At 40.4% G+C, this 22,615-nt stretch carries 24 protein-coding genes; 20 read left to right on the forward strand and 4 right to left on the reverse strand.

Annotation, left to right across the window (positions count from 1 at the left end):
• Positions 1-163: 163 nt before the first annotated feature.
• Together HMPREF2832_RS02825 and HMPREF2832_RS02830 are read right to left on the reverse strand one after the other, a co-directional pair.
• Complete coding sequence (locus HMPREF2832_RS02825) at positions 164-904, reverse strand: amino acid ABC transporter ATP-binding protein (protein WP_070505478.1); 741 nt, start codon at positions 902-904, stop codon at positions 164-166.
• Positions 904-3,087 (reverse strand): amino acid ABC transporter substrate-binding protein/permease, encoded by a 2,184-nt coding sequence (locus HMPREF2832_RS02830; RefSeq protein ID WP_070505480.1) that lies wholly within the window; start codon positions 3,085-3,087, stop codon positions 904-906. Before HMPREF2832_RS02830 ends, HMPREF2832_RS02825 begins: the two co-directional genes overlap by 1 nt.
• A gap of 261 nt (positions 3,088-3,348) precedes the next feature.
• Between HMPREF2832_RS02830 and HMPREF2832_RS02835 the strand changes: the two genes are divergently transcribed.
• Positions 3,349-4,287 (forward strand): CPBP family intramembrane glutamic endopeptidase, encoded by a 939-nt coding sequence (locus tag HMPREF2832_RS02835; RefSeq protein WP_070505482.1) that lies wholly within the window; start codon positions 3,349-3,351, stop codon positions 4,285-4,287.
• Positions 4,288-4,389: 102 nt separating this feature from the next.
• Here HMPREF2832_RS02835 and HMPREF2832_RS02840 read toward each other — a convergent pair whose 3' ends face one another.
• Complete coding sequence (locus HMPREF2832_RS02840; protein ID WP_070505484.1) at positions 4,390-5,466, reverse strand: sensor histidine kinase; 1,077 nt, start codon at positions 5,464-5,466, stop codon at positions 4,390-4,392.
• A complete protein-coding gene (locus tag HMPREF2832_RS02845) occupies positions 5,451-6,122 on the reverse strand; it encodes a response regulator transcription factor (protein ID WP_031575109.1) in 672 nt (223 codons plus the stop codon). The genes HMPREF2832_RS02840 and HMPREF2832_RS02845 overlap by 16 nt, the downstream gene beginning before the upstream one ends.
• 158 nt (positions 6,123-6,280) lie before the next feature.
• On the opposite strand from HMPREF2832_RS02845, the gene HMPREF2832_RS02850 reads away from it, so the two are divergent.
• The 19 genes from HMPREF2832_RS02850 (at position 6,281) to HMPREF2832_RS02940 (ending at position 22,531) form a co-directional block, all read left to right on the forward strand.
• Positions 6,281-6,991, forward strand: coding sequence for an ABC transporter ATP-binding protein (locus HMPREF2832_RS02850; protein WP_070505486.1), 711 nt, complete (start codon positions 6,281-6,283; stop codon positions 6,989-6,991).
• 1 nt (position 6,992) lies between these two features.
• Positions 6,993-7,805 carry a hypothetical protein gene (locus tag HMPREF2832_RS02855; RefSeq protein ID WP_070505488.1) on the forward strand — a complete coding sequence of 271 codons (813 nt, stop codon included), beginning with the start codon at positions 6,993-6,995 and terminating at the stop codon, positions 7,803-7,805.
• On the forward strand, positions 7,786-8,475 hold the full coding sequence (locus tag HMPREF2832_RS02860; protein WP_070505490.1) for a hypothetical protein: 690 nt from the start codon (positions 7,786-7,788) through the stop codon (positions 8,473-8,475). The genes HMPREF2832_RS02855 and HMPREF2832_RS02860 overlap by 20 nt, the downstream gene beginning before the upstream one ends.
• 253 nt (positions 8,476-8,728) lie before the next feature.
• Complete coding sequence (uvrB, locus tag HMPREF2832_RS02865; protein WP_070505491.1) at positions 8,729-10,717, forward strand: excinuclease ABC subunit UvrB; 1,989 nt, start codon at positions 8,729-8,731, stop codon at positions 10,715-10,717.
• A gap of 13 nt (positions 10,718-10,730) precedes the next feature.
• Entirely contained in the window at positions 10,731-11,228 is a 498-nt protein-coding gene (locus HMPREF2832_RS02870; RefSeq protein WP_070505493.1) for a GNAT family N-acetyltransferase, read from the forward strand.
• A gap of 92 nt (positions 11,229-11,320) precedes the next feature.
• On the forward strand, positions 11,321-11,944 hold the full coding sequence (locus tag HMPREF2832_RS02875) for an NAD(P)H-dependent oxidoreductase (RefSeq protein WP_070505495.1): 624 nt from the start codon (positions 11,321-11,323) through the stop codon (positions 11,942-11,944).
• A 499-nt stretch (positions 11,945-12,443) separates the two neighbouring features.
• The gene (locus HMPREF2832_RS02885; protein WP_070505499.1) at positions 12,444-12,875 is read left to right on the forward strand and encodes a hypothetical protein; all 432 of its coding nucleotides are present in this window, start codon (positions 12,444-12,446) and stop codon (positions 12,873-12,875) included.
• A 26-nt stretch (positions 12,876-12,901) separates the two neighbouring features.
• Positions 12,902-13,372: an 8-oxo-dGTP diphosphatase gene (locus HMPREF2832_RS02890; RefSeq protein WP_070505501.1), complete on the forward strand. Its 471-nt coding sequence runs from the start codon at positions 12,902-12,904 to the stop codon at positions 13,370-13,372.
• A gap of 154 nt (positions 13,373-13,526) precedes the next feature.
• Positions 13,527-13,667 carry a hypothetical protein gene (locus HMPREF2832_RS10390; protein ID WP_003001697.1) on the forward strand — a complete coding sequence of 47 codons (141 nt, stop codon included), beginning with the start codon at positions 13,527-13,529 and terminating at the stop codon, positions 13,665-13,667.
• Entirely contained in the window at positions 13,664-14,368 is a 705-nt protein-coding gene (locus HMPREF2832_RS02895) for an ATP-binding cassette domain-containing protein (RefSeq protein WP_070505503.1), read from the forward strand. Before HMPREF2832_RS10390 ends, HMPREF2832_RS02895 begins: the two co-directional genes overlap by 4 nt.
• A gap of 3 nt (positions 14,369-14,371) precedes the next feature.
• Positions 14,372-15,469, forward strand: a complete 1,098-nt coding sequence (locus HMPREF2832_RS02900; protein ID WP_070505505.1) for a hypothetical protein — start codon at positions 14,372-14,374, stop codon at positions 15,467-15,469.
• Positions 15,470-15,552: 83 nt separating this feature from the next.
• Positions 15,553-15,957: a PaaI family thioesterase gene (locus HMPREF2832_RS02905; RefSeq protein ID WP_003016342.1), complete on the forward strand. Its 405-nt coding sequence runs from the start codon at positions 15,553-15,555 to the stop codon at positions 15,955-15,957.
• Positions 15,932-16,684, forward strand: a complete 753-nt coding sequence (locus HMPREF2832_RS02910; protein WP_070505507.1) for an HAD family hydrolase — start codon at positions 15,932-15,934, stop codon at positions 16,682-16,684. Before HMPREF2832_RS02905 ends, HMPREF2832_RS02910 begins: the two co-directional genes overlap by 26 nt.
• Positions 16,685-16,812: 128 nt before the next feature.
• Entirely contained in the window at positions 16,813-17,148 is a 336-nt protein-coding gene (locus HMPREF2832_RS02915) for a zinc ribbon domain-containing protein YjdM (protein ID WP_003016288.1), read from the forward strand.
• A gap of 44 nt (positions 17,149-17,192) precedes the next feature.
• Positions 17,193-17,828, forward strand: a complete 636-nt coding sequence (locus HMPREF2832_RS02920) for a Pr6Pr family membrane protein (protein ID WP_070505509.1) — start codon at positions 17,193-17,195, stop codon at positions 17,826-17,828.
• A 262-nt stretch (positions 17,829-18,090) separates the two neighbouring features.
• On the forward strand, positions 18,091-18,609 hold the full coding sequence (pyrR, locus tag HMPREF2832_RS02925; protein ID WP_003001719.1) for a bifunctional pyr operon transcriptional regulator/uracil phosphoribosyltransferase PyrR: 519 nt from the start codon (positions 18,091-18,093) through the stop codon (positions 18,607-18,609).
• Between the two features lie 46 nt (positions 18,610-18,655).
• Entirely contained in the window at positions 18,656-19,579 is a 924-nt protein-coding gene (locus HMPREF2832_RS02930; protein WP_003016291.1) for an aspartate carbamoyltransferase catalytic subunit, read from the forward strand.
• A gap of 124 nt (positions 19,580-19,703) precedes the next feature.
• The gene (locus HMPREF2832_RS02935) at positions 19,704-20,795 is read left to right on the forward strand and encodes a carbamoyl phosphate synthase small subunit (RefSeq protein WP_070505511.1); all 1,092 of its coding nucleotides are present in this window, start codon (positions 19,704-19,706) and stop codon (positions 20,793-20,795) included.
• Positions 20,792-22,531, forward strand: a complete 1,740-nt coding sequence (locus HMPREF2832_RS02940) for an ATP-binding protein (RefSeq protein ID WP_070505513.1) — start codon at positions 20,792-20,794, stop codon at positions 22,529-22,531. The genes HMPREF2832_RS02935 and HMPREF2832_RS02940 overlap by 4 nt, the downstream gene beginning before the upstream one ends.
• Positions 22,532-22,615: the final 84 nt, after the last annotated feature.

Genomic DNA, 22,615 nt, shown 5'->3' on the forward strand with positions numbered 1-22,615 from the left:
CTTCGTAGAAGTTCGCTGACGTCCGTACTCACCTTAGGAAAGTTTTTAATATGTTTATATCTTCACTCTAAGCATTTTCAGGTTTGAAAATGCTTTTTTAGTCTAAAAAAAACATCTAGCAATTTTGCTAGATGCTTCAAAAACCACTCGTTAGTTTATCTTTTTAAACGTTTAGAACCTTATCCAAGAATTCTTTCAAACGTGGGTGTTGTGGGTTGTCGAAAATTTGGTCTGGTTTGCCGTCTTCGAGGAATTCACCATCTGCGGTGAAGATGACACGGTTGGCTACTTGGCGGGCAAATCCCATCTCGTGGGTGACGATAATCATGGTCATCCCTTGCTTGGCCAAGTCTTTCATAACGTTCAGTACATCTCCGACCATCTCAGGGTCAAGGGCAGAAGTAGGTTCGTCAAAGAGCATAATATCTGGATTCATGGCAAGTCCACGGGCAATGGCCACACGTTGTTTTTGACCACCGGAAAGGCTGTTTGGATTGGCATCGGCTTTATCTGCGAGACCAACTTTTTCCAACAATTCCATCCCGACATTTTGAGCTTCTTCACGGGTCATCAGTTTGTGCTCTACTGGCGCAAACATAATGTTTTCAAGGACGCTCATGTGAGGGAAGAGGTTGAAGTGTTGGAAAACCATTCCGATATTTTCACGGACCAAATCAACATTGGTTTTTGGATCGGTTAGATCATATCCATTAACTGTAATTTGACCTTTTGTCACTTCTTCGAGGAGATTGAGACTACGAAGGAAGGTCGATTTACCAGAACCGGACGGTCCGATAATGCAGACCACATCCCCTTCGTAGAATTTTGCTGAGATTCCTTTTAAGACCTCATTTTCACCATAGTATTTGTGGAGGTCATGGACATCAATTTTTAATTTAGCCATTAGTTAACCTTCTTTTCTAATTTTTTTGCAAATCGTGTTAGCAAGGTGATAATCACGAGGTAGAAGACGGCAAGGATCGCATACATCTTGAAACTTTGGTAGTTTCGAGCGATGATGATCTTACCAGTTTGGAAGAGTTCTACCAATCCGATCGCAGAAACGATCGTCGTATCTTTCAGGGCAATGACGAATTGGTTAACAAAGTTTGGAAGCATGAGTTTGGTTGCTTGTGGCAAGATGATCTTGCGCATGGTCTTGCCATAAGAGATCCCAAGGCTTCGGCTGGCTTCCATCTGTCCAATCGGTACAGCTTGGATCCCCCCACGGACAATTTCTGCGATATAGGCAGCAGCATTGAGAGAGAGGGCAATAGTACCTGCGACAAAGTCGTTAATTGGGGATTGATGACCTGTGACTGATTCAATCAAGTTTGGAATTCCCCAGAAGATGAAGGCGGCGAGGATCATGAGTGGGATCCCACGAATGACATCGACAAAGATTTCAGCTGTCCAGCGGAGCCACTTATAAGGGCTAACACTAAACATCCCGAAGATAACACCGATCACCATAGCAATGGCAAAAGAGAGAAGTGCAAGGGCAAGAGTGACACCCAAACCACTTAACAATTGTTTGTAGTTATTTTGAAGCAAGCCCAAGATCGTTGTTTCATCTACGGCTGTACTTGAAGTACTTGATTTGCTATCTGCTTTAAGATATTTATCGAGAATCTTTTGGTATTGACCACTTTTCTTCAAGTTTGCAAGACCGTTATTGAACATTTCGATCAATTCAGGATTTTCACCTTTTTTAACGGCAAATGCTAGTTGACCACTTGGAGTTCCTTCGATAGGTGTTTTGAATTTGCGTCCTTGTTTAATAGCGTATTTGATAACAGGTTCGTCATCCATGATCGCTGCAACAGAACCAGAATTCAAACTGTCATACATAGATGCCCCATCAGAGAATGTTTTGATCTTGTAACCATATTTCTTTTGGTTCTCTTCAAGGAAGTTTTGTGAGGAAGTACCGTTTTTAACGCCGACTGTCTTTCCTTTTAGGTCATCATATGAATCAATCTTGCTGTTTTCTTGAACAGCTAGAATTGAATTGGCCGTGTAGTATGGTTCAGAAAAATCAAATGTTTCTTTCCGAGCATCTGTCACAGTCATCCCTGCGATCATTCCTTGCGCATGACCAGATTGGACATCACTTACCGCTGCGTCAAATCCAGGGTTATCAATCTCAATGGTAAATCCCTGGTCTTTAGCAATAGCCTTGATCAAGTCCATATCGATCCCTGTGTATTTGTTTTTTCCATTTTGGAAGACAAATGGTGCAAAGGAAGAATCACTTGAAATGCTATATTTTGATTTTTTAGGGGTTGCTTTTTGACCAGCAGGAGTAGTTGTTTCTGGAACAGCACTGTTAGCAGTTGATTGGCTTTCACCGGTCCATTTCTTGATAATCTCATCAAGTGTTCCATCAGCTTTCATTTGAGTGAGGGCCTTGTTAAATTCAGTGATCAACTTTTCATGATTTCCACCTTTTTTTACACCAAAGGCAAAGCTACCGACTGCTTCCCCGTCCATATTGATAGCAAGGTCCTGACCCTTTTGGATGGCGTATTGAATAACAGGTTGGTCATCCATCACTGCATCGACCGCACCAGCTGATAAACTGTTGTACATGAGATCACCAGTATCAAAGGTCTTGATCTTGTAGCCGTACTTGTCCTTGTTTTTATCGAGGAAGCGTTGGGCTGCAGTTCCGTTTTTAACACCGACTGTCTTCCCTTTTAATTGGCTGTACTTCGTGATTTTATCGGCTTTCGTAGTTGCTATGACAACTTTTGTATCGTAGTAAGTATCAGACATGGTGAAGACTTTTTCACGTTCTGTTGTTTTGGTCATTCCGGCCATGATGGCATCCGCTTGACCAGCTTGAACTGCGTTGACCGCTGCATCAAATCCTGGGAAGGATTTGTCCAAATCCCAGCCATTGATTTCAGCGACCTTGTCCAAGATCTCTACGTCAATTCCTTTATAGGTTTGATCTGAATCCTTAAATTCAAATGGTGCATATGCTGTGTCGAAAACGACCTTGATCGTTTCAGCATGAGCATGACCAGCGAATGCAACGAATGGAAATAAGAAAAGCAAACATGCTAGTAATTTTTTCTTCATTTCGTTCTCCTTTATATCTAATCCACTGTCTCGAGAAGAGCAATGGAAGGGATACCCTAAGAGGGCTTTAAAAAAACAAATCATTCATACCAAAACGAGTATGAATGGTCTTATGTTTTTCTACAAAAGCTATTATATCAGAAATGAGTCGTTTTTGCAAGAAAATTGAGTTTTGATGTTAGATTATCTAACATAAGTTGATCTTGCAGCTCCGGATTTTCTTTGCTACAATGGACCTATCAGATAAATGGAGGTTACTAGATGAAGAAAGGGTTAATCATTCAAGGTATCAAAACGAAAACTTCTGTGTCAGTTTTCGTTTCTACACTATTCTACGTGTTTTTAGCTTCCTTCTTTATAGAAGGGGGACTATGGCTCAGTAGTGAATTGGTGGGCCCATTTTCCATTGCAATAGGTTACTTAACCGAGTTCTTCTCACCAGGAAATGGGGTTGCAAGTATTCAAGAGTTTTTCTTCCATTATATTCTCTATTATGAGCTCTTCAGTTTTGTATTTATTCTTTTACTCTTTATTTTTTGGGTGAAAGTCATAGAGAAGAATTCCTTATCAAGCTTAGGTTTTGTAAAAAGAAATTGGCTCAAGTATCTAGGTTGGGGAATCTTGATTTCACTGCTTCAAATGGGTGTGATTGCCCTTGTCTACCAAGTGGGCGGAATCGGAACTTTTAAGCTGAATGAATTAAGTTTAGAACCCATCCTCTTTATTCTAGGATTATTCCCATTTTGGCTCCTTCAAGGAGGGACTGAAGAAGTAGCGACGCGGGGGTGGCTCCTGACTCGGATTGCTGCCAGAACCAATCTTCCCTTAGCAATCGGGATTTCTAGTAGTCTCTTTGGCATTCTTCATCTGGGAAATGCAGGAGTGACCTTCTTATCCGTTCTGAATATCATCCTTGATGGGGTGCTAGCTGGTCTGCTTTTTATCTATACCGATAGTATCTGGCTAGTGGTCGCCCAACACGGGACTTGGAACTATGTACAAGGAAATCTCCTTGGTTTTCAAGTCAGTGGCACAGGCGCAGATGCGTCTATCTTTAGTTTTACCATGGGAGATGGACCTGACTGGTTGACCGGAGGGGCATTTGGAGCAGAAGGATCAATCATCACCACCCTAGTTCTTTTTGTATCCCTAGTGATTGTATATTGCTTAGGGGAGAGGAAAGAAAAGTTTGATGACTAACCTCTGTGTAATGTCTGAAAGTCATATATGAAAAAGACAAACACCAAAAATGACGTTTGTCTGCGTTTTGAGCCGAACACATAATGATGAGTTCGGCTTTTTCTATATAATAATGGGAATGATTAGTTTCACTTGTGCACCATTATGAATATTTTCTAAATGCATAGTTCCATTATGAAGTTTCATGACGCGTTTCACGAAAGATAAACCAAGTCCAAAGTGACTTTCTTGAGAGGGTGTTCTTGCTTGGTCCTCTTTATAGAAAAGATTTCCAGCATGTTGTAAAACATTTTTTGAAAAAGTAGATTGATTATTCCATATAGTTAGAACTAATCGATTATTTTCTTGTGACATTGTTAGTTGGATCTTTGCATCATTTTCTTTTTGATGTTGTATTGCATTATTAATAATATTTGTGATTGCTCGGAAAAATAGATTGGAATGAATGGCAATTTGTGTCGATGAAGTTACTGTGTTAGTAAAAACAAAATGTGTATTTCTAGGGAGTAAAGGAGTAATATGTTCCTTCAATTGATGAGTTACTTGTTGAATTGATATGTTCTCAAGTTGAATATCCTGGTCGTAAAAGGTTTTGGAGTATTGGATAAAGTGGTTAAAATAATCGTTTAACTGAATACTTGCTTGCTCAAGATCTTTTAGACATTCCATTACTTGAGGTGTTTGCTCGGTGGATTGTAAGAATTCGGCATTTCCTCTGATGACAGTTAGAGGGCTACGAAGATCATGTGCAGCGCTAGATACTTGAAACATGAGTTCTTTTTTTTGATCTTTTTCATTTTGAATTCTATTTTTTATTTCAGATTGCATTTTTTCGATCAGATCGTTTGTTTCAATGAATTCTTTAATCTGCAAATGGTGATGTTCATTTTTGGTGAAATATAGACCACTATGATAAACCATGTTCATTTCTGTTTGAATCTTGGTTAATAATTGTCTAATATTTATTACAATGATAAAAATTAAAATGATGCAAAGATAAATCCAAGAACTGACGCTAAAAAATAAAGCAAAGTGATTGGCATTTTTCTCATTAATTCCAGATACAGAAGATAGAAGAGCTGGAACTATGTAAAAAAGTATCAGACATAGAAGAAATTGCCAAATGATTTTAAGGTAGGTACGTTTAATGAGTTGTTTGATTGTCAATTCTTTTTCCATTTGTATCCTCCTCCCCATACTGTTTTGATGGGATCAATTTGATGAATCTTAAATTTTTGTCTGATTTGATAGATGTATTCAGTAATGGATCGTAGTTGTGCATCAGAGTCTACAGGATAAAGATAATTGTAAAGTTCTTCTATGCTAAATATTCGGTTTTCATTTTTTGCTAAAAGATAAAGTAAATCAAACTCTCTCTTGGTTAATGAAATTCTCTTTGATTGATAATAAACTTCTTGACTATCTCGATAAAAAGTTATATTTGAATCCATCTCTTCTTTAGAGGCGTTGTGAGATCTTTCTTCCCTCCGAAGATGCATTTGAATTCTTGCAATCAATTCCTTTATGCTGAATGGTTTTGTGATGTAATCATCGGCTCCGGCTTGTATTCCTTTTAGTAAATCTTCTTCAAAATCTTTAGCGGTTAGAAATAGAATTGGAGTAGTAATTTGTGAACGAATGGAACGACAGATTTCTAAACCAGAAATAGGCATCATGACGTCAAGTAAAATTAGATCGAATCCAGTAAAGTCACAGATATTAATCTCCTCTATATTTTTACGAGTTTCCACGTGAAAGTTGTTCGCTTTTAATGTATTCGCTATTAATCGTAAGATTTTTTCATCATCGTCAATGGCTAAAATTTTATACTTCATAGTTCCTCCAATTATATGAGCATATTATAGCAAATCTAGAATGCAATTTGTTGAAAATGAAAAAAATAATTATTCTGAGAATTTCCTGATTTTCTCCTGTTATACTTGCTCCAAGTGAAGGTGGAATTTCACTAAAAGTCAGAAAGGAAAAAGAATGAATGATAACAATTCAAAAGCTACATAAGGAATATAATAATAAAATTGTCCTTCAAAACGTGTCTTTCAAAGCCAAAAAAGGTGAGATTACCGGATTGATTGGACCGAATGGATCTGGAAAATCAACTTTAATTAGAATTTTACTTGGTTTAGAAAATAGTCAAATGGGAATGGCTTTGATCGATGGGAAAAAATACTATCAATTGGGAGATAATCCTTTTTGTATTGTTGGATCATTCCTAGATAGTTGTCAACCTTATCCAACTAGAACAGGATTTCAGCATCTTCGGTGGATTGGCTTGGCTTGTGGCGTTGACAAAAATAGGTGCAACGAATGTTTAGAGTTGGTGGGGTTAAGTGAAGCTAAAAATAAAAAAGTAAAAGACTATTCATTAGGAATGAAGCAACGTCTTGGTTTAGCAACAGCCTTATTAGCAAATCCTGACATCTTAATTTTAGATGAACCAATCAATGGACTAGATCCAGAAGGAATACGCTGGGTACGCAATTTTTTGCAGTCTTTTGTCAATGAAGGTAAAACTGTATTAATGACAAGTCATTATATGAGTGAGTTAGAATTAACTGTAGATCATCTGGTTGGTATTTCTAATGGGAAGATTGTTATTGATGCTCCTACCAAAGACATTTTGAAACAGTTTGGATCTTTTGAGGAAGCATATTTTAAGGCGCTCGAAGGGAAAGAAGGTGAATAATATGTTGAAGCGTTCCTTTTTTAGTGACCTCTATAAATATTGTAGTTTACCTACTTTTAAAATTACTTTTTTTCTTATTTTAGGAGTCAGCATATTTTTTTCAATTCAAAATATCCAGGTGATAAATGCTTTAGTAGAAGGAAATGGACAGGCTGTTAACCTTGATCCATCTATGCTATCATCGAATCCAGTCTATACAGTCAGGGATGCTCTCTTATCCTCACCCTACCAAGCAAGTGTTATTTTCTTACCAATCTTAGTTTCACTTGTTTATTCAACCCATTACCAATTTGGTGATGATAATTTTACTCAGTTATTGATTCCTAACTGGAAAGTTCGTCTTACTGGTTTTATTACAAGTTCAGTTGTCTTATCGATATTTTCTACTTTAGTATTTTCTATAGTAAATTTTGTTGTTTTACTCGTTTTTCTAGATTCAACTTTAAGGAATTATTTAGAATTTACTTTGTTTTTAGATGTTACGGTAAGAGTTATGATATTTGCGATCGTTCTTACTTTATTAGCTATACTTTTCGTAATAGTAACGAAAAAATCAGTGACTTCATTAATTGCAGTTGTTTTGTTATTGGTGATCACTTTATCAGGTATTCTAAGAGGAATTTCCTCTAAAATAGAAAATCTCTTGCCTTTGATTGGAGCAAAGTCATTTGCTTTTGGCCGAATTGAAGGGATTCAAACGAGCCAATTATATGGATTTACACTTTTAGTAGTAGAAGGAATCTTGTTCTTGGTATTCATAATGCTTGTAGAAATGATTCGAATGAGGAGGAAGAATGGCAAGAATATTTTTTAGTCTTATTGTCAAAAAATATAGTTTAAAACCCGTGAAGTACCAGATAGCTATACAGTCCCTTTTTATAGGTTTTGTGTGTCTCTTAGGTGTTTTACCAGTTGCAATCAATGATACTGTTGTACAATTATCTATAAAGCAAGCTCTTGTTTTTGCATCAATACTCTCAGTTAGTATTGGGTGTGTTAATGCATTTGTTGAGTTACAATCACACGAAACAAAACTAGTTTATTTGGTAAGTGGAAAAAGGATCTTAAGTTCAATTCGGATCCTGTTCGTAGAATTATGTGATGTAGTACTACAATCAACCTTGTATTTCATTGTACTGCTTGTATGGTTTCATTTTTTTAGTAGCGAAAATGGTGTCAGTTTAGAACTTTTCAGTTTCTATTTGATTGGCTCCATCCAATATTTTTTAATTTCTTACTTTTTAAGTTATTTTTTCAAAAGTCCAATGGGGAGTTTAGCTATTTTGCTGCTATTTCCTATTTTGGTACAACCATTCATAGAAAGAGTAGTGGAACCATTGACTAGTTATCTATTTTATAATATTGTTGCGGATACCATTTTAGGTAGTGCTTCCAATTTTCAACTCTGTATTTACGTTGTTGGATTTGTATGTTCACTTGGGGTAACTCTCTACCTCTTGGTAAGGAATCAAGAAGTTAAGTAGTAAATAAAAATGATACTGATGAGCAAACCTTGCTAATTTTGTATATCATGGACACTGATGTTTATTACGTATTGCATTGTTTTAGAATAAAAGACAAGACTTTCGAAGTAATTGCGAGAGTCTTGTTTAGTTTTCACTCTAATGCGTGTCCAATTAATTATTTTGTAATATGTTGTTTTCCCTTTCATTCCTCATCTCAGAGAATTCTAGTGATTTATGGTAAAATAAGGTCTATATATGTGAGGTCAAAGAGATGATTAATCGAGTAACAGATAACAAATTTAAACTAGTATCCAAATACCAACCGTCTGGGGATCAACCGCAGGCCATTGAACAGTTGGTGGATAACATCGAGGGTGGTGAGAAGGCGCAAATCTTGATGGGAGCAACTGGTACGGGGAAGACCTACACCATGAGCCAGGTTATTGCCCAGGTCAATAAGCCTACCTTGGTCATCGCCCACAATAAAACCCTAGCAGGCCAACTTTATGGAGAGTTCAAGGAATTTTTCCCTGAAAATGCGGTTGAGTACTTCGTATCTTACTATGATTACTACCAGCCAGAAGCCTATGTGCCATCGAGCGATACTTATATCGAAAAAGATAGCTCTGTCAATGATGAGATTGACAAGCTTCGTCACTCCGCAACATCAGCTTTGTTGGAGCGTAACGATGTGATTGTTGTGGCCTCTGTCTCTTGTATCTATGGTTTGGGTTCGCCTAAGGAATATGCCGATAGCGTGGTCAGCTTACGTCCCGGTCTGGAGATTTCTCGTGATAAACTTCTCAATGACTTGGTAGATATCCAGTTTGAGCGCAATGACATCGACTTTCAACGGGGAAAATTCCGTGTTCGGGGAGATGTGGTCGAGATTTTCCCAGCTTCGCGCGATGAACATGCCTTTCGGGTGGAGTTTTTTGGAGACGAGATTGAGCGGATTCGTGAGATTGAAGCTCTGACAGGCCAGGTTCTGGGAGATGTGGAACACTTGGCTATTTTCCCAGCCACTCACTTCGTGACCAATGACGACCATATGGAAGTGGCTATTGCCAAGATTCAAGCGGAACTAGAAGAGCAGTTGAAGGTCTTTGAAAAAGAAGGCAAGCTCTTGGAAGCTCAGCGTCTAAAACAACGGACCGAGTATGATATTGAAATGCTACGGGAGATGGGCTACACCAATGGGGTCGAAAACTACTCTCGTCATATGGATGGCCGGAGTGAAGGAGAGCCGCCTTACACTCTTCTTGACTTCTTCCCAGAAGATTTTCTCATTATGATTGATGAAAGTCACATGACCATGGGACAGATCAAGGGCATGTACAATGGAGACCGCTCGCGCAAGGAAATGCTGGTCAACTATGGTTTCCGTTTGCCATCTGCCTTAGATAACCGGCCACTTCGTCGTGGGGAGTTTGAAAGCCATGTCCACCAGATTGTTTATGTGTCTGCGACACCAGGTGACTATGAGATGGAACAAACCGATACTGTCATCGAGCAGATCATTCGTCCGACAGGTCTACTCGATCCTGAGGTGGAAGTGCGTCCGACCATGGGACAAATGGACGACCTCTTAGGTGAGATCAATGCGCGTGTAGAACGTGGAGAGCGGACTTTTGTCACCACCTTGACCAAGAAGATGGCAGAAGACTTGACCGACTACTTCAAGGAAATGGGGGTCAAGGTCAAATACATGCACTCGGACATTAAGACCTTGGAGCGGACAGAAATTATCCGTGACTTGCGATTGGGTGTCTTTGACGTCTTGGTCGGGATCAACCTTCTTCGTGAAGGGATAGACGTACCGGAAGTCAGTCTAGTTGCCATTCTCGATGCGGATAAGGAAGGCTTCCTCCGTAATGAACGTGGTCTGATCCAGACCATTGGTCGTGCTGCCCGTAATAGTGAGGGTCACGTCATCATGTATGCGGACACCATGACTCAGTCTATGCAAAAAGCCATCGATGAAACAGCCCGTCGTCGGAAAATCCAGATGGCATATAATGAAGAGCATGGCATTGTCCCACAAACTATCAAGAAGGAAATCCGTGACCTCATTTCTGTTACCAAGGCTGTGGCCAAGGAAGAGGACAAGGAAGTGGATATCACCAGTCTCAACCGCCAAGAGCGCAAGGAACTGGTCAAGAAGCTGCAAGGACAAATGCAAGAAGCCGTCGAAGTGCTTGATTTCGAGCTGGCAGCGCAAATTCGCGATATGATGTTGGAAGTCAAGGCCTTGGATTAGATAGGAGGGAAGAATGAAGATTATCATTAAAACAATGGAAACTCCTGAAGAGATAGAAGGAAAATCTCTCGTTCATTGGCAAACGTGGAGAGAGGCTTATGACGATCTTTTACCCGCGGAATATCAGGAGACGATGACATTAGATAGATGTCGTTTCTTTAGTCAAAAGTATCCAGAAAATACCTTGATTGCGATGGATGGAAAGAAGGTCGTTGGATTTATCAGCTATGGAAATTTTTGTGATGAAGCCATTCAAGCTGGTGAAATCATCGCCTTATATGTTTTAAAAGATTACTATGGAAAAGGTGTGAGTAAACATTTAATGCATGCTGCATTTGCTGCTCTCGATCATTTCTCTGAAATTTATTTATGGGTATTGAAAGATAATAAGCGAGCCATTGCTTTCTATCAAAAAATGGGTTTTACTTTTGATGGTCAAGAAAAAATACTTGAACTTGGAAAACCTGTTAAGGAGTTGCGGATGTTGTGTTCTTCAAATAAAAATTCTTAAAGAACGTATCTATCAATCTTTGAACCATTATCAAATAATCAAGTAAAAAATAAAAGAGATAGAATGAACTAAAGAAATGAAGGAGAAGACGAATGAAAATTCTGGTCATCAATGGTCATCCGGATAAGGAAAGTTATTGTCAGGCTATTTTTCAAACCATTGTCGAAACTATTGACTCAAGTCGCCATGAGCTTAAAGTGATCAGTCTCAATGAAGAGGACTTTGATCCGGTCCTTCGCTACGGCTATCGAAAGCGGATGAAGGAAGATTCCTTTATCCTTCGTTCTCAAGAATGGATCCAGTGGGCGGACCACCTAATCTTTGTCTATCCCATCTGGTGGAGCAGTATGCCGAGCCTCATGAAGGGCTGGATCGATCGGGTCTTCACGCCTGGGATTGCTTACTCGGCTAATGATCAGGGCAGCTTTATCTGGAATTACCTCAGAGGCAAGCAATTCAAGAAGTTGCTCAAAGGGAAAACAGCTAGTATATATGCGACCTCTATGGCGCCTACTTGGTGGTACAAGATCTTTTCAGGCCCTCTCAACATTCCAGATAGTTATGGTATTTCTGTCTTAAAGAATGCAGTTTTGAACCACTGTGGGATTAAAACCAAGCGCGTCTGCATCTTGGGTGAAGTCGGTCGGGATGTAAACACCGCTAGCATGCGGCAACACCATCTCCAGAAGGTAGCAGCAGAAGTGAAGAAACTCTGATCCTGTCCTTGTCTTTGTTGGGTGAGTCTAGGTAAGAAGTTGTATTCTAAACGGATGTTGTATAAAATAGGAATAAAATCTATAGGAAATAGGGGAAATAAATATGTTTCTATTTATGTATATGATTTATGTTATCTATTCCATTTCACAACTGAAAAAAGAAGATAAAAGGGTCTCTCTTTTTACGAAGATTGTCGTTTATAGTTTATTGGTTTTATCATTGGTTAAGATCTATTTCGGCTTAGTAGCACTTATATTTTCCCCTTTACCACTCATTGGTTCTTTAGTTTCTTTGGCTCTTGGCGGTATGAGACTCGTTCTTAGAATAGTTATAGCCCTTAGCTTACTTTTGTTGTCGCTAAGTCTATTTTTAGATAGTAAAAAAAATGATCCGGATTCGCCCCTTATAGAACATTGGCTCCGGTTAGGTTATCATTTTCTGTTGATGTTTCTTTAGGAGATCCAGTTTAATCCAATTATTACGAAGGGGAGACCAAACATGAGAAAGTATTTGAACATGTTTCGGATCCTGTATCTGATTCTGTTGCTTTTTGTTCTTGTGAACTTTATATTGAGCTTCTATGGTTATGCCTTTACACCGCTCCTGTGGAATCCCTGGCTGTATCTTGGAGCTGTGACGGCTTTTAGTCACATCTGGTATCGCTTCTATCGAAAACATGCTCCAAATTGGAAGAATCTCGTTAGTGTTCTTTTGAGTCTCTTTGCTAGCCTGATCTTGGTATTTGCTATTGAGCTAGTCTATTCCTTTGATGGCCATGGTCCGGTAACGATTCAATCGGAATATTATTTAAAAGAGAAGTCAATTGTCTTTCATAGAGGCACCTTTTTAGATGCCTTCGATGAATACCATGAGCTTGTAAATCCCTTTGTGATGAAGAAAGAGGTAAAGGAAAAAGTTTATTTTGATTAATTGTTAACAACATAGAAAGGAAATTTATGTCACGCGCAACATCTACTGTACTTACCAATCTTTGTTTGGTAGAAGATCCTAATAATGGAAAAGTAGTCCTCCAATACCGCTCACCAGAGCGCTACAAGAAATGGTCTGGTTATGCCTTTCCTGGAGGCCATATCGAGGAAGGAGAAAGTCTTGCAGAATCCGTCATTCGTGAAATCTACGAAGAGACAGGGCTTACGATCGTAGATCCAAAACTCGTCGCAGTCAAAGACTGGCCGCTAGACGAGGGAGGTCGCTATATTGTCTTTTGCTACAAAGCGACAGAATTCACAGGCCAACTCAGATCATCTGAAGAAGGAGAAGTTTCTTGGGTTGAGAAAGACCAATTAGATCAGTTGGACTTGTCCTACGACATGCTTCCTCTGCTGGAAGTGATGGAAGACCCAGATTTGTCCGAGTACTATTATCGTAAACGGACAGACGATGATTGGGAAAAATTAAGATTTTAAGCAAAGGGCTAGAGGTATCTAGCTTTTTTTGCTTGTAAGGTAAAAGAAGAAAGAATATTCCATTCGTGCTTGAATCTGCTCAGAAAAAGTACTATAGTATAAGCATAAAATACAATTGTAATCTTTCATACTGTGAATAGAAAGAAGGCAAGATATGAAATTACAATTTAGAATCCTTATAGGAATTTGCTTCTTGATCGGTGCCTTAGTCTTTGCCTTTCAAAAGGAATGGCTATACGCTTTGCTGTTGCTTTTGGTTGGGGCTTCTTACCTATATAAAGGAGTGCGTCGATGAAGTGTGAGTGTTTAAACATCAAGGGGCTAAACGTTTGGTATAAAAAAGACAAGCCCGTTATAAAAGACACGAATTTACTTGTGCCCAATCATTCTGTAGTAGGGTTGATTGGTCGAAATGGAGCTGGGAAGACAACCTTGCTAAAAGCTTTAAGTAGTGTTTTTGATCATCGGCAGTATGCAGTTGAGACTGTTACCATAGAAGACAAGGCGACCTCTTTTCATACGAATTTCTATAAGAGCCGTACCTATACAGTTTTTACTGAAAACAATAGTTTTTTAAACTGGGATTTTGTTCACTATTTTAATTTTGTCTGTCATTTGTATCATCGAAAGAGAGATGAAAAGGTATTGCAGGACTTGATTTCAGGCTTTCATTTTGAAGAGTTTCTCAATACCGATATCGGTAGTTTGTCAACGGGAAATAAGAAGAAAGTCTTCTTGATCACAGCTTTTTATCTCAAACCTCCCCTCCTTATTTTGGACGAACCATTTGATGGCCTAGATTTTGATGCGACAGAATTTCTATATAGTTTGCTATTGCAGTATAAAGAAGAAGGCTCTATTCTGATGAGTTCGCATATCGCAGAGAGTATCGTTCGGGTGTGTGATACAGCTTATTCTATTGAAGATGGTCACCTAGACGCGATCGAATCGAATTTAGAAGATTGGTTTCATGATGTCAATCGTCAGAGGGGGTAGAGCATGCTACTAGCAATTTTTAGAGATGTGGTATCCAAAAATCGGCTCTTCTTGTTCTTGACTTCCTTAGCTTTTGTTCTTTATTACCATCTTGTTGGGGCAAAATTTTCTACGAGCTTTCAAGTCTTATTGATCAGTACGGCTATTGTTACTGCTCTATCAACCTTTCAATTGCTCTATTCCTACTTTTCGATGGACAGGGTCCAGGCCTACTACCATCTTCCTTTGTCTCTCAATCGTTTTAAAGGGTCTTTTCTGACGGTAACCTTTCTTCTCAATTTACTAGAGCGCGTGCTGTTATTGATCCTCTTTTTAGGAGTCAGGTTAGACCTGCTACAATCCTTTAAGCTCGTCCTCCTTTCTCTACTGGTGATACTAAGTGTGTTTTATGTCTTTATCCAGTTCAATACCAGGCCTAGTTTTCTAGGAGGAGTGCTCATTTCTGTAACGACTGTTCTTACAGGATCTTCTTTATGGGTCCAACAAGTGTCCTATATGATCTTACTTTCAGCCTTCATTGCTGTCTTTATTTTTAAAAATGAGGACTTGATCGCGATTTCAAAACATGATCAGCTGCTCGTCGCAAAGAGAAGAAGTGGCAATTATTTTTGGATTTCCTTGTTTCAAGAGCGTTATTTTTCCATCAATTTTGTCTTTACTCTCATCTTCCTCCTTCTCATTCTGATACAGGATTATGAGGCTCCATTAAAAATCATCATCCTTTTAACAATTGCTTCTGTCAATACGCCATTAACCACTCTCATTTCTGCTGATAAAGATTTGATTGATCATGTCAAGTCCCTACCTAAGAGTCGGTTCTTTTACTTGATGTATTACCGTGTATTGCTGACTTATTTCCTATCTGTCAATCTATTTGTAGCTCTGTTATTAAAAATGGTGGTCATGCCTGACTTGGGGATTCTATTTCTACTAGGAGTGATGATTCTAGCAGTAGTTGAAGCTGTTTTGCACTTACTGATTGAAATCTATTTCCCTTTAAGAAAATGGAATTTAAAGAGGGAATGTTGGAAGCACCCAAGAAAATACATTGTTCCTAGTATCGTCTTCTTACTTAGTTGGAGTCTCCTTTTCTGCTTCTAAGGAATTGCCCCTTTGCTTGTATCTGCTTCTTAATTGTAGTATGATAGAGGAGTTGAAAAGATGCTAGAAAAGGTGGCAAGTATATGAAAGATTTTCACTTTGATGCAATTGCTGCATTTGAAAATTATGAAATCGAAAAGATGAGAGATGGCCATGTAGTGGTGACAACCAAGGTCGTGGAATCATCGCTCAACTATTATGGAAATGCGCACGGAGGCTATCTATTTACCCTGTGTGACCAAGTCAGTGGGTTGGTCGTGGTTTCTCAAGGGGTCGATGGGGTGACCTTGCAATCCTCGATTAATTACTTGAAAGCAGGGCGTCTGGGTGATGTCCTCACGATCCATGGCGAATGTGTCCACAGTGGACGGACGACTCGAGTTGTGGATGTCGATATTACCAATCAAGATGGGGCCAATGTCTGCAAGGCAACCTTTACGATGTTTGTTACGGGAGTAAGAGATGAATCCGCACAAGTACGCATTTAAAAACTATATTTTTGATTTTTATGGAACCTTGGTCGACATCGAAACCGATGAGTCGAGTCCCATTTTATGGGATACCATGGCTCAGATTTACCAATCCTACGGGGCAAGTTACACAGGAGAAGGTCTGCGCCTGCGTTATAGAGAGTTGGTGCAACAAGCCGAAGAAGACTTGGCTAAGGAAAAACAAGTTGCCTACCCAGAGATTGATCTGACGGTTATCTTTGTACAATTGTATTTAGAAGGTCATCCAAGTGGGAATAGTGTTGCCCACCTCAAAGAGTGGGGGCGTTTGATTGCGCGGACTTTCCGTGTCCTTTCTCGCAAGCGGTTGGAGCTTTATCCTCATACGAAAGAAGTATTAGAGGATATGAAAGCTGCAGGTTGCCGAATCTTTCTCTTATCCAATGCCCAAGCAGATTTTACCAATCCGGAGATTGATTTGGTTGGTTTGAGAGAGCTTTTCCATGCCATTTACTTGTCGTCTGACACAGGTATTCGCAAACCTCAGCCAGAGTTCCTCTTGGCAGTCATGAAAGAACACCAGTTGAACCCTGAGAAAACTGTCATGGTGGGGAATGACTTTACAACAGATGTCGCTGTTGCCCAAAGTATCGGGATGGAAAGTATCTTGATCAATACCTTCCCTTACTCTGATGCTGAACTGCGCGAGAAGAATCAAGCAGGCGTGCGCGTGATTCGAGATATTCAAGAATTGCAGGAAGATTAAAAAATATCATCTAAGTAGGGAGGCCAAGTCGCCTCCTTTTTTTATGAAAATGCTACAGTCGAGCAGAATTTGTCAAATTTTCGCTTTCATGGTATACTATGAAAGTTAATTTGAATAAGGAGATAAAAATGAATAACTTACCAAACTGTCCAAAATGTAACTCTGAATACGTCTATGAAGATGGAGCGCTCTTGGTATGCCCAGAGTGTGCGTATGAATGGAACCCAGCTGAGGTCGAAGAAGAAGAGGGTGTCGTAGCGATTGACGCCAACGGAAATAAATTGGCTGATGGCGATACGGTGACCTTGATCAAAGATTTGAAAGTGAAGGGTGCACCGAAGGATTTGAAACAAGGGACGCGCGTGAAAAACATCCGTATCGTGGAAGGAGACCACAACATCGATTGTAAGATCGATGGCTTTGGTGCAATGAAGCTCAAATCAGAATTTGTGAAGAAAATCTAAAGATAAGAGGAAGGGCCTAGCCCCTTTTCTTTCAGGAGAATACTATGAAATTCAAACTATTATTTAGCTATCGTTTTCTATTGTTTATCTTAAGTGTACTCGGTGTTTATCTGCAACTGACCAAGCATGGTGGCTTTGGCATGATGCTCTATTACACCATTTTATCTAACATGTTGGTCATGTTCTTTATGGGAGACATGGTTTGGCGCATGGTTCGAGGTCGTTCGACCCAGACCCAAGGCTACCTTCGCATGAAGGGGGCAGTGACTATGGCTATTATGATTACCTTTGTCATCTACCACTTTATGTTGGCGCCTCTGGCGACACCAGAGAAGTTTTATCGTTTGGAAAACTTCCTCTGTCATTACATCGTTCCTTTGATGTTCTTCTTTGATACCCTAGTGATTGACAAATCCAAGCAATACCGTAAGCTCGATCCCTTCCTTTGGACCTTGATTCCACTGGCTTACATGCTCTTTGCCCTTCTCAATGGATTGGTCTTGAAGTGGCCAATTCCAGGTGCAAAAGATAGTCCCTTTGCCTATTTCTTTATCAATGTTAATAAATACGGCTGGGCCTTTGTGGGCAAATGGGTGGTGATCATCTTTATCGCCTATCTCTTAGCTGGCTATGTGCTCTATGGGATCAAAAATATCAAGCGAAAATCGGCTGTTTCTTAGTAAAAACCGAACATTATTCAGACGAAAAGTCGGGTTTTTAAATTTTTTTGAAAAATGTTGAGTTTTTTCTTGCATGTCGTTTGAAACTGTGATATAGTTATCTCAATTAAATAAATCCTTTAATCCTGTCCCGTGAGGCAGGCAAGGAGACTGTGAAAAACAATGGCTAGGACCATAGGGCGAGACTCTATCCTCTTAGACCATCCATTTGCTGAACCTCCTTGAAAAAGGAGGTTTTTCTTTTACAACTAAGGAGGACTGAATGAAAACCAAAGAAGTCGTTGATGATTTGACGATGAAACGGGCCATTACCCGCATCACCTACGAAATCATTGAACGAAACAAAGATTTAAGCCAGATTGTGCTGGTGGGGATCAAGACGAGGGGTGTTTACATCGCTCGCCGGATCCAAGAACGTCTCTCTCAGCTGGAACAAATCGATGTCCCTGTAGCAGAACTAGATACCAAGCCTTTCCGAGATGACATGAAGGCGACAGAAGATACAACGGTTTTACCAGTTGATATCGCTCATAGAGAAGTTATCTTGATCGATGACGTCCTCTATACAGGTCGCACGATACGCGCTGCCATTGACAATCTGGTCAGTCACGGTCGTCCTGCTCGAGTGAGTCTTGCGGTTCTCGTCGACCGTGGGCATCGGGAGTTGCCGATTCGTCCGGACTTTGTTGGGAAAAATATCCCGACAAGTAAGTCAGAGGAAATCATTGTCGAGATGGTGGAGCTAGACGGTCAAGACCGCGTCCTCATCAAAGAAGCTTAAACAAATTGTAAACTATTTGCATTCACATTATAAAAGGAGAATCAACATGTCTGAAAATCAAATCGCTCTTAAAAACCTTGTCTCAATGGAAACTCTTACCAATGAAGAAGTAATGGCATTGATCAAACGTGGGATTGAGTTCAAAAACGGAGCTAAAGCAGCCTACGAAGACCAACATATCATCTCAAATCTTTTCTTTGAACCTTCAACTCGTACCCACAAAGCCTTTGAAGTGGCAGAGTTGAAATTGGGATGTGATCTCCTTGACTTTGATGTGAAGACAAGCTCTGTGAACAAAGGGGAAACACTTTACGATACCATCTTGACCATGTCAGCTCTTGGAGTAGATGTCTGCGTCATCCGTCACCCTGAAGTGGACTACTACAAAGAATTGGTTGAAAGCCCAACGATCACAGCCTCTATCGTCAATGGCGGGGACGGTTCAGGTCAACACCCAAGCCAAAGCTTGCTTGATTTGATGACTATCTACCAAGAATTCGGTCACTTTGATGGCTTGAAAGTTTGTATCGCCGGTGACTTGGATCACTCACGTGTGGCAAAATCAAATATGCAAATCTTGAAACGTTTGGGAGCAACCCTCTACTTTGCAGGTCCAGACGAATGGAGAAGTGCGGAATTTGAAGACTATGGAACCTTCGTCACTATCGATGAAGTCATTGAAGAAGTAGATGTCATGATGTTCTTGCGTGTGCAACACGAACGTCATGATTACGAATCACTCTTCTCTAAAGAAAACTACCATCGTCTTCATGGCTTGACTCAAGAACGTTATGACCGTATGAAAGATACTGCGATCTTGATGCACCCAGCACCAGTGAACCGTGACGTTGAAATTGCGGACCACTTGGTAGAAGCTCCTAAATCACGCATCGTAGAACAAATGACCAACGGTGTCTTTGTCCGTATGGCCATCATTGAAGCCGTCCTTAAAGGTCGCGGTGCAAAATAAGATAACCGACAATTCATTGAAAGGAAAGAAAGAGGACAGAGTAGATCGCTACATGGAATCTGACTTTCCTTTTTTTGAGGAACTATGATAAAATTGGATTAGAATAAAAGAAGGGAGGGGTTCGATGAAACGATTATTGGTCCTAGAGGATGGGACTGTATTTGAAGGAGAAGCCTTTGGTGCAGACCTATATGTGACGGGTGAGTTAGTCTTTACCACAGCCATGACAGGTTATCAAGAATTGATCACGGATCAGGCTTTTAGTGGCCAGATTCTCTCCTTTACCTTCCCGGTTATTGGTGCAGCAGGGATCAATCGGGATGATTCTGAATCCATTACACCCACTTGTTTGGCAGTAGTGGTTCAGCATCTGGTGGAGATGCCGAGCAATTGGCGGCAGCAGATGACCTTGGATGAATTCTTGAAGCGAAAAAAAATCCCTGGTATTGTAGGAATTGATACGAGGCAGGTGGCAAAAATTGTCCGCAAGTATGGACGGATGAAGGCAACTGTCATTAACAAGGGGGATTCGATCGAGCATATCCTGGATCAGTTGCGAGCAACGGTTCTTCCCAAAGACCAAGTGCGTCAAGTCTCGACAAAAACGGCCTATGCTGTACCAGGTTTTGGAAAGAGTATTGCCTTGATTGATCTAGGGGTCAAGCACTCTGTCTTACGCCAGCTGAGTCAAAGGGACTGTAACGTCACGGTCTATCCCTATGATATCTCTTATGATGAACTGATGGAACAGCAGCCCGATGGCGTTATTTTATCCAGTGGGCCTGGCGATCCCCATCAGGTGAAAAAACTTTGTCGCTTGATCAAAAAGCTCAATGGTCAGATTCCGATCTGGGGCATGGGCTTGGGAGCTCAGCTGCTGGCTCAAGCCTACGGAGCTGAGCTAGCTCCCATGGAAGTTGGGCATTTCGGTTTAAATATTCCTGTGCGTGAAATTGCGACTGGAAAAATCGAGATAACCAGTCAAAATCACTTGTATAGTATCGCACGCGATAGCCTACCCCATGATTTATTGGTCACGCATGAAAACGTCAATGACCATAGTATTGAAGCTTTTCGTCATCGTTACCAACCGATTTTAGGGGTTCAATTCCAAGTGGATGCGAGTCCAGGGCCAAGGGAAAATCTCTATTTTTACGATGAATTTTTAGAATTGATTGATGCCAAAATTCACGAAAGTAGAAGGGAGAAGGAATGATGAAACAAAACCAGAAATTGCTTCTCCTTTGTGGAGATTCTTATCAGGATATTAGCCTCTTGGCTGCGGTAAAGGAAGCAGAAAAACTGAATGCCAAGGATGGGGATGCTCTTGTCCTTTACCTGGGCGAAGAAAATGCTATTACACAAGAAGCTGCAGATCAGGTTGTAGTCAGTAAGCTCAAGCTGGATGCTTTTAGAACGACTCTTCTTTCTTATACAGGATCCCGTTTGCTCTTAGCCTTTGCGGATAAACAGATTTTGAACCTCTTGTTTCGATTGGAAGAAACTGGATTTTTCAAAGACGCATCGATTAGGATTATCGGGCCGAGCCTTCAACGTTACCGGACCTTTTATCAGCAGGCGGATCAACGACGCCTCTTTCAAGAGTTAGGCTATCAGGTACCCGCTTCCGCACTGGTTGGTTCTGTTCGAGAAGCCATTGAGTTTTCTGAAGGCATTCAATTTCCTATTATGATCTGGCCGGTAGCGAGTAAGCAAGGACAAGGGCGAAAGATTGCTCATAACCTGGATGACTTGTGCGAAGCAGTAGAAACGGGACTTTCGGTCTCTCCAAGTCAGCAGTGTTTGCTAGAGTTTTCGACCTATGGCTTTAAGGAATTGGATTTTGTGGTCATGCGTGATCGCGAAGACAATCACTACCTGGCGGCCTCTATAGAAAGCATTGATCCTGTTGGGATCCACTCTAGTGACTCTTACCAATTTATGCCAGCGGTCACTCTGACTGACCGGGAGTTTCAAAATCTTCGTGAAGCGGCGATCCATATCAGTCGCTATCTGAAACTGACAGGAGCCATTTCCATCAAGTTTGCTTTGGATCCGACGAGCTATGCTTTTTATATCCTAGAGGTTAATCCATTTGCTTCAGATAGTATCTCGATGGCCTCTATGGGCTTGGGCTATTCCTTGTTTGAGCAAGGCGTACAACTGCAATTAGGGCGCTCTCTCGAGCATTTGCCTCACCCCTTATTAAAGGATCTAAAGGCCGTCTATGAACCGAGTTTGGACTATATCTTCTTTAAGATCCCGATTTTTTCTGATGCTGCTAAAAATGTCCGTCTCAATACCCAAATTCACTCTTATGGGGCGGTTTATGGGTTTGGGAAGAGAATCGATGAAGCTTATCAACAAGCCCTAGAAACCATTAAAGATAAGAACTTGCTGACCATCCTTCCTGAGGAAATGAGCGATGATGAATTAATCCAGAAAATTGCTCGTCATATGCCACACCGGCTCTTCTATATCTTAGAAGCCTTGAAACGTGGTTTTGAGTTTGAGGAACTCTTGGATTTGAGTAAATTAGCACCTGTTTATTTGCAGGTCTTGGCCAATCTAGTGGAGTTAGATAAAGGACTAGAGGCTGAGACAAGTCCAGCCTTTTTTCCAGTTGAGCCATCAGCTGGCTTATATGAGGTCAAAGCGGGAGCAGCCTATTATCTGACCCAAAACGGAACCAATGAATCATTGAGTTTGGATGCTGCTTGTGTCTTGGTGGATGATCTAGAAATCTGCGATGAGAGTTTTTACCAAAAGGTGCGAAAGAAGGCGAAAGAGCTGAAAGAAAAAGGACAACAGGTGATCTTACTCACAAATCGTCCTTTTACAGAATCATTGGCAGATAAAGTTTATTATCTTTCGATCAATGAGACAAGCCTTCGCCTGATTCAGACCATTGATCAGGTCAAAGAAATTGTCAAGCTTTCTAACCTACAATAAAGGATCCGGACAACCTATCCGAATCCTTAGATTGAAAATAAAATTATATTTTAAAACTTTCCTTGGGTGAGGACGGACGTCAGC

This window comes from Streptococcus sp. HMSC073D05 (assembly GCF_001812015.1).
Classification (GTDB): Bacteria; Bacillota; Bacilli; order Lactobacillales; family Streptococcaceae; genus Streptococcus; species Streptococcus parasanguinis_D.